Origin of the sequence: Microbacterium festucae, from assembly GCF_025421715.1 — a bacterium.
Lineage (GTDB): Bacteria > Actinomycetota > Actinomycetes > Actinomycetales > Microbacteriaceae > Microbacterium > Microbacterium festucae.
The window spans coordinates 376,409-389,977 of the sequence record NZ_JAOEFC010000001.1; the positions used below are offsets into that span (position 1 = coordinate 376,409).

Annotated in this window: 13 protein-coding genes; 9 read left to right on the top strand and 4 right to left on the bottom strand. The window is 71.4% G+C overall.

What is annotated here, in order from left to right:
• The first annotated feature begins 3 nt into the window (after positions 1–3).
• Genes N3K63_RS01640 through N3K63_RS01655 form a run of 4 tightly spaced genes read left to right on the top strand, consistent with a single transcriptional unit; the run spans position 4 to position 3,796 of the window.
• Entirely contained in the window at positions 4–1,269 is a 1,266-nt protein-coding gene (locus N3K63_RS01640) for an MFS transporter (protein ID WP_261578219.1), read from the top strand.
• Positions 1,266–2,288, top strand: coding sequence for a hypothetical protein (locus N3K63_RS01645; protein ID WP_261578220.1), 1,023 nt, complete (start codon positions 1,266–1,268; stop codon positions 2,286–2,288). Before N3K63_RS01640 ends, N3K63_RS01645 begins: the two co-directional genes overlap by 4 nt.
• Before the next feature lie 9 nt (positions 2,289–2,297).
• Positions 2,298–3,146, top strand: coding sequence for a glycosyltransferase family 2 protein (locus N3K63_RS01650; protein ID WP_261578221.1), 849 nt, complete (start codon positions 2,298–2,300; stop codon positions 3,144–3,146).
• Positions 3,143–3,796, top strand: a complete 654-nt coding sequence (locus N3K63_RS01655; RefSeq protein WP_261578222.1) for a polysaccharide deacetylase family protein — start codon at positions 3,143–3,145, stop codon at positions 3,794–3,796. The genes N3K63_RS01650 and N3K63_RS01655 overlap by 4 nt, the downstream gene beginning before the upstream one ends.
• On the opposite strand, the gene N3K63_RS01660 is transcribed toward N3K63_RS01655, so the two are convergent.
• Positions 3,797–4,240 (bottom strand): VanZ family protein, encoded by a 444-nt coding sequence (locus N3K63_RS01660; protein WP_261578223.1) that lies wholly within the window; start codon positions 4,238–4,240, stop codon positions 3,797–3,799. It lies immediately after the preceding gene.
• A gap of 264 nt (positions 4,241–4,504) precedes the next feature.
• On the opposite strand from N3K63_RS01660, the gene N3K63_RS01665 reads away from it, so the two are divergent.
• Complete coding sequence (locus N3K63_RS01665) at positions 4,505–6,022, top strand: DUF4082 domain-containing protein (RefSeq protein ID WP_261578224.1); 1,518 nt, start codon at positions 4,505–4,507, stop codon at positions 6,020–6,022.
• Between the two features lie 7 nt (positions 6,023–6,029).
• Here the strand turns inward: N3K63_RS01665 and N3K63_RS01670 are convergent, their stop codons facing one another.
• On the bottom strand, positions 6,030–6,899 hold the full coding sequence (locus N3K63_RS01670; protein WP_261578225.1) for a hypothetical protein: 870 nt from the start codon (positions 6,897–6,899) through the stop codon (positions 6,030–6,032).
• Positions 6,896–7,588: a hypothetical protein gene (locus N3K63_RS01675; protein ID WP_261578226.1), complete on the bottom strand. Its 693-nt coding sequence runs from the start codon at positions 7,586–7,588 to the stop codon at positions 6,896–6,898. Before N3K63_RS01675 ends, N3K63_RS01670 begins: the two co-directional genes overlap by 4 nt.
• Positions 7,589–7,654: 66 nt before the next feature.
• Here N3K63_RS01675 and N3K63_RS01680 point away from each other — a divergent pair, with 66 nt between their 5' ends.
• From N3K63_RS01680 to N3K63_RS01695, 4 genes are read left to right on the top strand one after another with little or no spacing between them, the layout of a single operon-like run.
• Complete coding sequence (locus N3K63_RS01680) at positions 7,655–8,404, top strand: hypothetical protein (RefSeq protein ID WP_261578227.1); 750 nt, start codon at positions 7,655–7,657, stop codon at positions 8,402–8,404.
• Between the two features lie 33 nt (positions 8,405–8,437).
• Complete coding sequence (locus N3K63_RS01685; protein WP_261578228.1) at positions 8,438–9,712, top strand: O-antigen ligase family protein; 1,275 nt, start codon at positions 8,438–8,440, stop codon at positions 9,710–9,712.
• A 10-nt stretch (positions 9,713–9,722) separates the two neighbouring features.
• Positions 9,723–10,622 (top strand): glycosyltransferase family 2 protein, encoded by a 900-nt coding sequence (locus tag N3K63_RS01690; protein WP_261578229.1) that lies wholly within the window; start codon positions 9,723–9,725, stop codon positions 10,620–10,622.
• A gap of 14 nt (positions 10,623–10,636) precedes the next feature.
• On the top strand, positions 10,637–11,839 hold the full coding sequence (locus N3K63_RS01695) for a glycosyltransferase family 4 protein (protein ID WP_261578230.1): 1,203 nt from the start codon (positions 10,637–10,639) through the stop codon (positions 11,837–11,839).
• Between the two features lies 1 nt (position 11,840).
• Here the strand turns inward: N3K63_RS01695 and N3K63_RS01700 are convergent, their stop codons facing one another.
• Positions 11,841–13,568, bottom strand: coding sequence for an asparagine synthase-related protein (locus N3K63_RS01700; protein ID WP_261578231.1), 1,728 nt, complete (start codon positions 13,566–13,568; stop codon positions 11,841–11,843).
• Position 13,569: the final 1 nt, after the last annotated feature.

The following is a 13,569-nucleotide window of genomic DNA, read 5'->3' on the forward strand; positions in this document are numbered from 1 at the left end:
CGGGTGTACATCTCACTCACAGGCTCCCCCGCGCCCGCCACCGGCGAGCGCCGCGCCCCGCGGGGTGTGCGCACGGTGTCGTCGACGGTGATCACGCTCGGCGTGGTGTCGATGCTGACCGACATCTCGTCGGAGTCGGTCTCGGCCATCCTGCCCCTCTACATCACCGGGTTCCTCGGCCTGTCGACGATCGCCTTCGGCGTGCTCGACGGCCTCTACCAGGGCACCAGCGCCGTGGTGCGGATCGCAGGGGGCTACGCCTCCGACCGGCTGGACCAGCCGAAATGGGTCGCCTTCATCGGGTACGCCCTGGCCGCGGTGGCCCGCGTCGGCCTCATCTTCTGGAGCGGTTTCGGCGCGCTGACGGCGGTGATCACGGCCGACCGCATCGGCAAGGGCATCCGCACGGCGCCGCGCGATGCGCTCATCACCGGCGCGAGCGACCCGGCCCGACTGGCATCCGCGTTCGGCGTGCACCGCATGCTCGACAACATCGGGGCCGCGATCGGCCCCTTCCTCGCGTTCGTGATCCTGCTGGTCGTCCCCGACGGCTTCCACATCGTCTTCGTCGCGTCGCTGGCCTTCGCGGCGATCGGCGTCGCGATCCTCGGGCTCGTCGTGCCCAACGTCCGCAGCCGCCGCGCCCGCCGCGGCGAGCGGGCACGGGTGCCGTGGCGGCGCGTGCTGAGCGCACCGATGCGGCGCGTGCTCGCCGCGGCCGGCATCCTGGGGCTGGTCACCATCGGCGACGGCTTCGTCTATCTCATCCTGCAGGCCCGCAGCGACTTCGCCGCGATGTGGTTCCCCCTTCTCTATGTGGGCACCAATGTGGCCTTCCTCGCCTTCGCGATCCCGCTGGGGCGTCTGGCCGACCGGATCGGCCGCGCCCGCGTGTTCGTCTGGGGGCACGTGGGGCTCCTCGCCGCCTACGTGGTCGCCGTGCTGCCGATGACCGATGCGGTCGCCACCGTGCTGTGCCTGGTCTTCCTCGGCGGGTTCTATGCGGCCACCGACGGCGTGCTGTCGGCGCTCACCTCGCAGCTGTCGACGCCCGAGACGCGGGCGACGGCGATCGCGAGCGCGCAGACCGTCGTCGCGCTCGCGCGCTTCGTGTCGGCCGCCGGCTTCGGCGTGCTCTGGTTCGCCCTCGGGCAGGGCGCCGCGATGCTCGTCGTCGCGATCGTGCTGGCCGTCGCCATCCCGCTCGTTGCCGTGCTGCTGCGCCCGCTGCTGCGGCCCGCCGAGGCACCGGGCGAGGTGACCCCGTGAAGACGCGCACCGCCTGGATCGTCATCGCCGGGATCTCGGTGGTCGCCCTCGGCGCCACCGGAGCGGTGGGAGCCGTCGCGTGGGCCGACTACCAGGCGCGGCAGGACGCCCCCAGCCTGGTGTCGTCGACGGCGGCCTCGGAGCTGACCGGCGCAGAGCGGATCGTCTTTCGCAACACCGCCGCCGGACTCGGCTACGGCCACGTGGCATCCGTTCCGCTGGACTCTCCGGGGGCGCCCCGCGAGGTGTCGGCCGTGGCCTGCGACCGCGTGGATGCGACCGCCGACGAGGTCGCGTGCCTGCGCACCGTGCGCGGCATCACTCCTCTTTATACGGCGACGCTGCTCGGTGCCGACGGTGCAGTACGCGCCGAGTGGCCCCTGACGGGCATCCCGAGTCGCACCCGCATCTCGGATGACGGCGCGCTCATCGCGACCACCGCCTTCGTCACCGGGCATTCGTACGCGACGATCGGCTTCTCGACCGCCACCACCGTGCACACCCGCGACGGCGCCGACCTCGGCAACCTCGAGGACTGGGCCCTCGAGGTCGACGGACGGCCGAGCGCCCCGGTCGACCGCAACTACTGGGGCATCACGTTCGCCGATGACGACACGTTCTATGCCACCGTCGGCATGAGCACGCAGGGTGTGACCTCGCTCGTGCGCGGGTCGATCGCGGCCCGCACACTGCAGACCGTCGCCGACAACGTCGAATGCCCGTCACTGTCGCCCGACAAGACCCGCATCGCGTTCAAGCGCGTCACCGCCGGCTCCGGGCCCACGGTGCACTGGACGCCGGCGATCTACGACCTGGCCACCGGCGAGGTCACCCTGCTGCCCGAGAAGCGATCGATCGACGATCAGATCGAGTGGTTCGACGACGACACGATCCTCTACGGCATGCCGCGGGACGACGCCGCGGGCGACAGCGACGTGTGGGCGCTCACGGCCGACGGCGCGAGCGAACCGCAGGTGCTCATCGAGCACGCGTGGTCGCCATCGGTCGTGCGGGGCTGAGGAGGAGAGATGGCCAGCATCATCATCGCCGCGCACGACGAGGAAGCGGTGATCGGCCGCTGTCTGGACGCGCTGCGCGATCAGGTCACCGGCGCGGACGTGATCGTGAGCGCCAACGGCTGCCACGACCGCACGGCGCAGATCGCCGCGACGCACGGAGCCACCGTCATCGACCGGGTCGAGCCGGGGAAGGCGGCCGCGCTGAACGCCGCGGAGCGTGTCGCGAGCACCTTCCCCCGCGTCTACCTCGACGCCGACATCGTCGTGCCGCCCGAGGGGCTGGCGCACCTGCTCGCCCAGCTGGAGGCCCCCGGGGTGCTGGCCGCCGTGCCGCGCCGACGCATCGAGCTCGCGGGACGGCCCTGGCCGGTGCGGGCGTACTTCGCGATCAACGAGCGACTCCCCGTCTTCCGCGACGGACTGTTCGGCCGGGGGATGATCGCCGTCTCGGCGGCGGGGCGCGAGCGCTTCGACGAGTTCCCCACGGTGATCGCCGACGACCTGTTCCTGGACTCGCAGTTCGCCACGCCCGAGAAGCGCGAAGCCCCGGAGGTGGAGGTGGTCGTCGCCGCGCCCCGCCGCACGCGCGATCTCGTCGCACGCCTGGTGCGGGTGCGCCGCGGCAACGCGCAGCTGCGCGCCGCGGCAGAGAGCCTCGGCGTCGAGGTGCGTCCCGGCGACCGATGGGCGTGGCTGCGCGAGGTCGTCGTGCCCCGACCGCATCTCCTCGTCGCCGCCGTGCCGTACGTCGTCATCACGGCGCTGGCCGCGTGGCGTGCACGGCGCGACACGGGGGGCTGGGGGCGCGACGAGAGCACGCGAAACCTCTCGGCGCACTCGGGCGGTGTTCCCGCATGACCGTCGAGATCTGCTTCCACGGGATCGGTGTCTGCGAGCGGGAACGTGAAGCCGGAGAGGCTCGCTACTGGATGCCGGAGGCCGAGTTCCTGCGCGTGCTCGATGCGCTCGTGGGACTGCCCGATGTCACCCTCAGCTTCGACGACGGAAACCGATCGGACATCGAGATCGGCCTTCCCGCGCTGCAGGAGAGGGGGCTGCGCGCCACCTTCTTCGCCCTGGCAGGGCGGCTCGATGACGCCGCCAGTCTCCACCCGGACGATCTGCGCGAGCTCGCGGGCGCCGGCATGACCGTCGGCACCCACGGCTGGGATCACATCCCCTGGCGCGGACTCACCGACCACGACGCGCACCGCGAGCTCATCGACGCCCGCGGCGCGCTCGCCGAGGCCGCCGGCACCGACGTCCGCACCGCGGCGCTTCCGCTCGGACGCTACGATCGGCGACTGCTGGCACGGCTGCGCGGCGCCGGCTACGACGCCGTCTACTCCAGTGACCGGCTGCCGTTCCACGACGGCACCTGGCTGCGCGCGCGGTACAGCGTCACGGCATCCGACACTCCGGCGTCGGTGCAGCGCATCATCGTGGACCGCTCGCGCTCCCGTGACGTGCGCAACCGCCTCGTCGGCGCGGTCAAACGCCTGCGCTGATCAGCGGCTCCCGCGCGCGCCACCGGGCGCACGACCACCGTCGCGGCGGACGACCAGAAGCCACGCGAGCCCCGCTCCGACGGCGGCCCCGGCGACATTGGCGAGGATGTCGCGCAGGCTCGCGACGCGCGAGGGGATGATCATCTGCACGAGTTCGGCACCCGCGGAGACGAGCAGCGCCACACCGACCCCGGCCCAGTACGGCCGAATGAGGAGGGCGAGCAGGAAGCCGAGGGGGACGAACATGAGGATGTTCGCGGCGAACTCGATCCAGCCCGACCCGAACCAGGACAGCCCGAACCATCGCGACAGCTGCTCGGCGACGGCGTTGACGATCTGGCTGTAAGAGATGGGCGCCACGAGGATGACCACGACGATCGCCCCGTATGCGGCGAGGCCGACGAGCGCCCAACGCCCGCGTCCGCCACGGCCACTCGCTCCCATTGCGTCTCCCCGCCCCCGCTGTCCGTCCAGAGTAGAGCCCCGAGGCACCCCGTGAGGGTTCTCTCATCCGGTTCGAGAGCTCCGTGGCAGCGGAGATACTTCCTGTAGCCCCGACATCACCCGACCCGTCGCTGTGCGCCTTCTCGGGCCCGTCCAGATCGGAAGATCATGCCCTCCCACCTGCTTCGTTCCCTCTCGAGGATCCCCCGGGCACGCCGTCCGCTGCACGCCCTCCTCGTCGCCGTCGCCATTGCGGCCGTCGCCGTGACCGGAGGCATCGTCGCCCCCGCGATCGCGGCGCCGTCCCCGACGACGGGGATCTTCTCCGACTCGCTGCGCCCCGAGGTCGACGCCGATGCCGACCGTGTGCCCGTCGAACTCGGCATCCGCTTCCGCCCGCAGGACGCGGGCGAGGTCACCGCCCTGCAGTACTACCAGGGCGCCCGCGCCGGCGAGGTGACCGATGCCACGCTGTGGGCCGCCGACGGCACCGTCCTGGCACGCGCGTCGTTCGAGGCGACCGCCGACGTCGGCTGGCGCACCGTGCCCCTCGCCACGCCTGTCGCGCTCACCGCGGGAGAGACCTACGTCGCGTCCTACAACGCCCCGCAGGGCGGGTATCCGGTCACCGAGCACGACCTCACGGCACCGACCACGCAGAACTCGTTCGACCTGCCCGCCGACGCCGGCGTCTACCGCTACGGGCCGACGACGAAGATCCCGACCGCGAGCTGGCAAGGCTCCAACTACCTCGTCGACATCGTCTTCACGCCGGGCGCTGCGCCCGGGACACAGCCGCCCACGCCCACCGTCTCGCCCACCGAGGTCGCGACGCCCACGGCATCACCGACGGCACTGCCGACCGCGACGCCGACCGCGGCCCCCCGGCCGACGACCCCGGCGCCCACGCCGAAGCCCACGGCCACGCCCATGCCGACGCCCACACCGCCGGTGGTCACCCCGCCGCCCGCCGGCGGCGGCATCGTCGTGCTGGGGCGCAGCTTCCCCAGCGCCGAGACGACCGGCGTCCCCGCCGGAACCGCGCTGAGCGCCTACACCGGCCCCTGCACCATTCAGACCGACGACGTGGTGATCGACGGCAAGATCATCGACTGCGACATGCGGGTGCTCGCTCAGAACCTCACGATCACCAATTCAATCCTCAACGGCTCGATCTACAGCGACCCCGACTACTTCAATGGGTCGTTCTCGCTCACCGACTCCGAGGTGCGGATGCCGCCGTCGACGGGCACCGGCGTGGGTGATGTCAACTTCACGCTCACGCGCGTCGAGGTCACCGGCGGCTCCCGCTCGGTCAACTGCGCCGCCGCCTGCACGGTGCAGGACTCCTTCCTTCACGCGCAGTACACCGACAACCGTGGAATCGACCACGAGTCGGCCATCCGCATGGGGTCGGGCAGCACCATCCGCCACAACACGCTGTACTGCGACGCCACCCCGGTGCCGCCGGATGCCGGATGCTCGGCCGCACTCACCGGGTACGGGGATTTCGCGATCGTGCAGAAGAACACCATCGACGACAACCTGATCGGCGGACCGTACGACTCGATGGGGTACTGCGCCTACGGCGGGTCGACCCAGGGCAAGCCCTTCTCCGCCGGCGTGAACAACATCGTGTTCACGAACAACATCTTCCTGCGCGGACCGAGCGGCAAATGCGGCATCTGGGGGCCGATCACGTCGTTCGACTCCGGCGCTCCCGGCAACATCTGGCGCAACAACCTCTGGGACGACGGTGCGGAGGTACCGGCGGCGAACTGAGCGCGCCTCACCACGCGAGGAGCGCGAGCTCGCTGTACAGGTAGTCGAGACGCTCGAGCTCGTCACCCGGGGTCTTCGCCTTCAGCATCCGGGGCCGCGGGTGTCGCACCCACAGCCCGGCGCCACGCGGCGCGAACCCCAGCACGCGCGGCTCGGCGAGGGTGGCGAGGTGTCCCGTCGACAGCAGTCGGCGCGACACCGCCGCCCAGTTGCGCTCCAGGACACCTGCCTCTCCCCCGACGTAGAGCGGCGTGGCGAACACCGGCAGCCGCTTTCGCCGATCGCGCCGATACACGAGGTAGGCGTACCCCTCGTCATCGACGACGGCGAGGTGGTGTGCGGCGGATGCACCGCGGTGGTCATCGAAGAGCCGCCGATCCGTCGCGCTCAGCACATCACGCACGTCGTCCCCCGTGACCACGACGGCACGGGGGCGCCGGCCGCCACCGCCGTTGACGACCAGGCGGGTGCGCACATCGAACCGCGTGAAGCCGAGGCGATCGTTCATCGCGGGCACGTTCCCGCTCGGCGACAGGTCGGTGAAGACGAAACCCGGCTGCGCCAGCACGGCGCGCACGAGCCGCAGCGAATGGGCGCGGTGCTCCTCCTCCACGACGAAGGCCGCGAGATTGCAGGTGCGCAGCCCCTCCCTCACGTCGTCCCGGTCGGCGTACACAGCGGCATAGGCGCCGACGATCCGCCCCTCGTTGCGCAGGAGGAACCCACTGTTGGGTGGGTCGGCGCCCCACGGGGGCTGGAGGACAGCGCGCCACGCCGACGCGGCGACCCGGGAGTTCAGGCGCGAGTGCAGGAATGCTGCGACCTCGGTCACCTCCGCCGCCGAGATGGGGGTCAGCTCCGGCCGGGTCGCGGTCATGTCGGCAGCAGCTCCCCCATGGCCCGCCGGGTGTGCGGCATCCGGGATGCTTCGGCGACGGCACGCTGACGCCGACGTTCCAGCAGGATGACGACGGCCGCGGTGACGCCGATCCCGAGCACGGCCGTCATCCCGAGCGCGCGCGGTCTGCTCCCGCCCACCTGATAGACCATCGTCGACTCGGGGGCGGGGATCACCGTGATCATCGCCGCCTCGTAGACACCGGCCTCACGCTGCATCGCCGCCAACTGCTCGCCGACCCGGTCGATCAACTCGGACTGACGTACCACCACCCCTTCGGGCGTGGGGGCGACGATGTCGAGGATGAGCCGCTGCGTCGCGAAGTTCGTCGCCCACTGCCCACCGGTGTCGGGAAGCCGGATCGACCAGCCGTCGCGCACGCCGAGTCCGACCAGGCTGACCTCGGGCGAGGCGAACTTGGCGACCTGCCCCGGGCCGCTGATCTGACGTGCGACCGCTCCAGCGGTGATGATGATGTCTTCGGACTGGGTGCGCAGTGCGTTCGGGTACAGCGGACTCGTGGGCGCGAGGAAGATCAGCTCGGTGCGCGTGAACGCCACGCCCTTGTCTGCCACCACGGCGGCGCCGATCGCCCCCGTGCACACCGCGCCGATGAGGACCACGGGCCAGAAGCGCAAAAATGCGCGGATCAACTCCCAGAAAGTCATCGTTCCCCCTCGCTAGGATACTCCCAGGTGCGACCCGCTTGCCGGGCGACGAAGGGGGATTCGTCAATGCTTACCGAGGTGTTCCGGGCGCTGGGGCGTCGATGGTACGTCGTCGTGGTGGGGCTGCTGATGACGGGCGCGCTCGCGTATGGCGCCTACACGCTGACACCGACCCAGTACACGTCACGCGGATTGATCCTGCTCCTGCCGTCCGAGGAGGCCGCCACGGCCGCCGGCAATCCGTTCCTCGCCCTGAGCGGGCTCGAGCAGCCCGCCGGCGTCGTCGTCGCCTACTTCGCCAGCTCGTCGGCGCAGAACGAGATCGCCGACCTCTCCCCCACGGCCGAGTACCTCGTGGCCATCGACGACTCCACCCGCGGACCGGCGATCTCCGTGAACGTCACGGATGTCAGCGCCGAGAGCTCGCTTTCAACCCTCGAGCACCTGATGACACGGGTTCCCGAGGAGCTCGCCCGCATCCAGAACGAGCTCGACGTGCCTGCCGAAGCGGCGGTCGGATCGATGACGCTCACCGCCGACGAGGCCGCCGAGCCGGACCGATCGGGCACGATCCGCATGACGATCGCCGCCGTCGCCGTGGGCGTGCTGCTCACCGGCATCAGCGCGTTCGCCCTCGACGGCATCCTGCTGCGTCGCGCGCGGCGCACCGCGCAGCGGGAAGAGGATGCCACCGAGACGGGCGATCACGGACCGGGCTCCCCCGCCGCCGGGCCCACGCCCGCCCACGACGAGATCGGGGATCCCGATCTCCTGCTCGACCCGCAGCCCGTCCCGGCGCGCTCGCGGCGCGGCTAGACGATGGTCATCCCCGCGGTGCAACGGCGCACCGTGTCCGCCCCGGACGCCGTCGGCTGGCTGACGATCTACATCATCCTGCTGTTCTTCCTCCCGTCCCGGCTCGTCGTGGGCCCGCTCGCCAGCGCCGGCGCGCCGTCGATGCTGTTCGGCCTGGCCAGTCTGGTGCTCTGGGCGCTGCTCGCGCTGGGCGCGCCGCGGGGCATCGTCGGCGAGCCCCAACCATTGCGGATCGCGCTGGGCGTGCTGTGGCTGTGCGTGGGGGCGAGCTACGTGATGGCCATGTCGCGCCCGATGTCGTCGGACGAGATCAGTCCGGCCGACGTCGCCCTGCTGGGCCTCGCGTCGTGGACGGGCACGATGCTGCTCACCCACGATCGCATCCCCGATCGTCGTCGCCTCGACACCCTGGTCTGGCGGTTCGCGGTGTGCGGCGGCTTCGTGGCCGTGCTGGGGCTCATCCAGGTCGCGACGCGACAGGTGTGGGTCGACCAGATCGCGATACCGGGGCTGTCCAGTTCCACCGCCTACGGCCTGGTGGAGCGCGGCGGATACCCTCGCCCCTCTGGAACGGCCATCCACCCGATCGAGTTCGGCGTGATCCTCGCGATCCTGCTGCCGATCGCACTGCACGTCGGCTTCCACCACACCCACCGTCACGTGCTCGTGCGGTGGCTGCCGGCGGCCGCCATCGGGCTGATCATCCCCTTGACCTCGTCGCGGTCGGCGTACCTGGGTGCGGTGATCGCGCTGGTGGTGTGCATGATCGGGTGGGCACGCGCGCAGCGGCTGCTGATGCTGGGGGTCGGTGCCATCGGCATCCTCGCGATGGTCGTCGTCGCACCGAACTTCGTGAACTCGGTCGCGGGGCTGTTCACCGGCGCAGCCGAGGATCCCTCCATCACCTCGCGCACCGACAGCTTCGCGCTCGCGATGGAGTTCATCACCCAGAATCCGCTGTTCGGGCGCGGCCTGGGCACCTTCCTCCCGAAGTACCGCATCTTCGACAACCAGTACCTGCTGCTGCTCGTGACGATCGGCGTCATCGGCACGGTGGCTTTCATCGCACTCGGCCTGACGACCGTGGTGACGATGCTGCGCACCCGACGCCGACTCCGCGACGACGCGAGCCGCGATCTGGCCATGTCGATCGCCGCGGCGGTGACGGCGGGCTTCTCCTGCCTGTTCATGTTCGACGCCTTCTCCTTCCCGCAGACGATGGGAACGCTCTTCCTGCTCATCGGGATGGGCGGCGCGCTGCGCCGCAGCCAGCGTTCCCAGTCCGAGCTCGCCGCCCTCCTCCAGTGAAATGAGTGCCGTGTCCGTCGCCATCGCCGCCGTCGTCGTCACCTACAACAGCGAGGAGCACATCGCCCGACTCCTCGACAGCGTTCCCGCTGCGATGGGCGATCTGACCTACTCGGTGGTGGTCGTCGACAATGGATCGAGCGACGGCACGCTCGCGATCCTCGACGCGCGCGCCGACTGCGTGGTGGTGCGTTCGAGCAACGACGGCTACGCGGCGGGGATGAATCGGGCGGTCGCGGCGTCCCCCGCCGCATCGGCTGTGCTGATCCTCAATCCGGATGCGACCCTCGACCCCGGCATGGTTCCCGCGCTGCTGCGCGCGCTCGAGGCTCCGGGGGTGGGGATCACCGCACCCCGGGTGCGCGAGGCCGACGGCACGCTCTCCCCCACGCTGCGCCGCGGTCCCACCCTGGCACGGGTCGGCGGCCTGAGCTTCACGAGGCTCCCCGCCTTCGCGGAGCGCATCGAGGACCCGGCCGCGTATGCGTCGGCGCACGAGGTGGACTGGGCGGTCGGTGCCATCCTGCTCATCGACGAGGCGTGCTACCGGGCGTTGGGCGGCATGGACGAGAGCTACTTCCTCTACTCGGAGGAGACCGACTTCAGCCTGCGGGCCAAGGACGCCGGGTGGGCGACGGTGTACACGCCCGCAGCCGGCGCGATGCACGTCGGCGGGGGCTCGGGCGAGAGCGCCCGCACCCACATGATGAAGCAGATCAACCGCATCCGCCTGTATCGGCGGCGCACCGGACCCGCACGCGCCGCCGTCTATTACGCCCTGACGGTGGCCAACGAGGTGCGTCGCGCGATGCTCGGCCATGACAAGTCCTGGCCCACCGTGCGGGCACTCGTGCACCCGTCGCGGCGTCCGCCGATGCTGCACGCGGGCGACACGGTCGTGCCGCGGTGAGAGACGAGCGCCGCATGAAGATCCTGCTCATCGCGCCGGCCTGCGACGGCGAGGACACCGGCGAGTCGTGGGTGGCGTTCCAGTGGGCGCGGCGGCTGGCCGAACGGCACGATCTGACGCTCGTGACGTCGTACAAGCGCGGCCACACGCCGATGTCGCGGCAGCTCCCCCAGGCGCGCGTGATCGAGTGGCCGGAGCCCGTGGGTGTCGGTCGCTTCGAACGCCTCAACAGCCTGCTGCAGCCCGGCTATGCGCCGTTCCATCTGCGGGCTCGCCGGTGGATCCGGGCGCGGATCGCGGCGGGCGAGGTGTTCGACGTCGCACACCAGGTGGTGCCGGTGGCCATGCGCTACCCGTCGCCCGCGGCGGGCCTCGGCATCCCCCTCGTCATCGGACCGGTCGGCGGCAGTCTCAGCTCACCGTCGGCGTTCGAAGCCGAAGAGGGCGCGACGCCGTGGTACCAGCGGATGCGGAAGCTGGACAGCTGGCGGATGCGGCACGACCGGCTGCTGCGACGCACGTACGCGTCGGCGGAGCTGGTCGTCGGGGTCGCCGACTATGTGCAGGATTTCCTCGCCGACGTGCCGCTGCGACGTTTCGAGGTGATGAGCGAGACGGCCGTCGAGGATGTCCCCCCTCCCGTGGCTCGCGGCACTCGCGGCGGGCCGGTGCGCCTGCTGCACGTCGGACGCACCGTGCGCACGAAGGGCCTGCGGGATGTGATCCGAGCGCTCGGTCAGGTCGACGACCTGGATGTGGTCCTCGACGTCGTCGGCGACGGGAACGACCGCACCGCCTGCGAGCTGCTCGTGGACGAACTCGGTCTGCGCGAACGTGTCCGCTTCCACGGCGCCGTCCCGCGGGAGGCCGTGGACGACTTCTACCGACGGGCCGATGTCTTCGTGTTCCCCAGCTATCGCGAGCCGGGTGGCAACGTGAGCCTGGAAGCGATGTCGTGGGGACTGCCGGTGATCGTCTGCCGGCGCGGAGGCCCCGGGGCCAACGTCGACGACACGTGCGGATTCCGGCTGGCGGCCACCTCACCCGCACAGCTCGCCGACGACACCGCCGCGGCGATTCGGCGTCTGGTGACCGATCCGGTCCAGCGCGCGACGATGGGTGCCGCCGGCCGGGAGCGCGTGCTCGCCGTGCACCTCTGGGACCACCGCGTGCGCCGGATGGAGACCTTCTACGACGACCTCGCCGCCGGTCGCTGAGTCAGTCGGCTCCGGTCGCCACGAGCAGATTGGTGAGGAAGGCCACCGCGCTCACTCTCGGGGTGTGTCGACCCTCCACAAGAGCGTCGATCCACCCGGCGTCGATGAAGGGCACGGCTGCGAGCGGCGCGAGGATGTCTGGTTGTGCACGCCAGTGCTCGATCACCCTGCCCGCCATCACCTCACCGCCTGCCGGCGCACGACTGCCGTGGCGCAAGCGCTGCACGCCCTTGCGTGTGAACCGTCGTGCCGTCTCGAGGCGATCGGTCAGCGGCCGCAGCGGGGAGGGATGGGCATACGCCGACGGCGCGGGACGCCCGTCGAGCGGCTCGGCGGCCAGCTCGGGATCGAGACGCTCCTGCAGCAGGCCGAGAAACCTCGCGCCCGCTTTGTCGTGCGGGCTGAGGCGCGAGGCGATGCGGAGAAACTGCGGATCGAGCATGGGGTTGATGACCACGCGTTCCGCACTGACGGCCACATCGGTCGCCCCCGCCCACCGCTGCATCCGATGGTGCAGGTACAGCTCGTCGGTGGCGCGGAACCACTCCGGGCCGCCGTCTCGCAACGCGTCGAAGACGGCGTCGACGGCACGCTCGCGCGCCCACGCGGCGAAGTCTGCGGTGAGCAGTCCCGGCTCGACGGCCTCGTTGACGAACATGCGCCACCCCGCCAGACGCGCGGCGTCGGCACGACGGTACGGGCGGTCGCGCACGCGTCCGACGTAGTAGAAGCCGCGCGCGACCTCTCCGCCGAGCCCCGAGATGCGCACACCCTGCGGGAACGCACGCTCGGCGACGCGCTGCGCGGCCAAGGCCACCGGGTCTGACATCGCGTCGAGCCGCGTCGACGCGACCCGGCAGAGCCGCCACGCCTCGGCGGGACTGAGCGTCGACACGTCGGAGAGGCCGCGCACGTCGTGCTCGATCCCGTACCGGGCTGCGAGACGGCGGGCGACGGCGACATCCCCCGCGCCCGGCACATCGAGGGTCATCGCCCGCAGGCCGCGGCGGCGCGCGGGAGCGATCGCGCTCAGGAGCAGTCGCGAGTCCATCCCTCCGGTGAGCTGGAGGACGGCGTCCGGGTGGTCGTCGAGCAGCGCGCCCATCGAGGTGCGCAGCAGGTCGGCCGCGCGATCGACGGCCTCGGCGAGGTCGATCGGGTCGTGCTCGGCCCGCCCGGGCTCGACGGTCGACGCCCCCGCATCGTCGATGGTCGTCACCGATCCGGGAGCGAGCTTCTCGACGTGCCGGTGCAGCGTGCGCTGGCCGAGCTGCCACCCCAGCAGCGATTGGATGCCCACCGCCGTCTCATCCAGGCGCGCGTCGGCGAGCCGGGCGACGAGCAGTTCCGAACCGGATGCCACGACACCGCCGCGCCCGGTCGCCAGGAACAGCTGCTGGAAGCCCATGCCATCACCGACCACCCGCACCCCGCGAGCGTCGGCGAAGACACCGCCGAACGGCGGCAGCATGTCGGCGAGCGAGGCGGGGTCCTCGCGCAGGGCGGCGGCGACGACCTCGGGCGCGACGCGCCCCGTCGCGCGTCGGCGCACGCGCGAGATGCACAGCGCGATGCCGTCTTCGGCGGGTGCGAGCGCGTCGACACCCCACCGCGCGAGGGTCGCCGGCCCGGCGTCGGACATCGTCGCCGACGGCACGGCGCCCGCCATCCGGGTGCGTGCCTCTCCGGTCGCGGCGACGAATCCCGGGAGCAGGGCGTCGGCGATCATG

Excerpts from the sequence above, each read along its gene's own strand:
- N3K63_RS01675 (WP_261578226.1), bottom strand. The coding sequence starts at position 7,588 with ATGACTTTCTGGGAGTTGATCCGCGCATTTTTGCGCTTCTGGCCCGTG.
- N3K63_RS01695 (WP_261578230.1), top strand. The coding sequence starts at position 10,637 with ATGAAGATCCTGCTCATCGCGCCGGCCTGCGACGGCGAGGACACCGGC.
- N3K63_RS01680 (WP_261578227.1), top strand. The coding sequence starts at position 7,655 with ATGCTTACCGAGGTGTTCCGGGCGCTGGGGCGTCGATGGTACGTCGTC.
- N3K63_RS01650 (WP_261578221.1), top strand. The coding sequence starts at position 2,298 with ATGGCCAGCATCATCATCGCCGCGCACGACGAGGAAGCGGTGATCGGC.
- N3K63_RS01655 (WP_261578222.1), top strand. The coding sequence starts at position 3,143 with ATGACCGTCGAGATCTGCTTCCACGGGATCGGTGTCTGCGAGCGGGAA.
- N3K63_RS01660 (WP_261578223.1), bottom strand. The coding sequence starts at position 4,240 with ATGGGAGCGAGTGGCCGTGGCGGACGCGGGCGTTGGGCGCTCGTCGGC.
- N3K63_RS01700 (WP_261578231.1), bottom strand. The coding sequence starts at position 13,568 with ATGATCGCCGACGCCCTGCTCCCGGGATTCGTCGCCGCGACCGGAGAG.
- N3K63_RS01670 (WP_261578225.1), bottom strand. The coding sequence starts at position 6,899 with ATGACCGCGACCCGGCCGGAGCTGACCCCCATCTCGGCGGCGGAGGTG.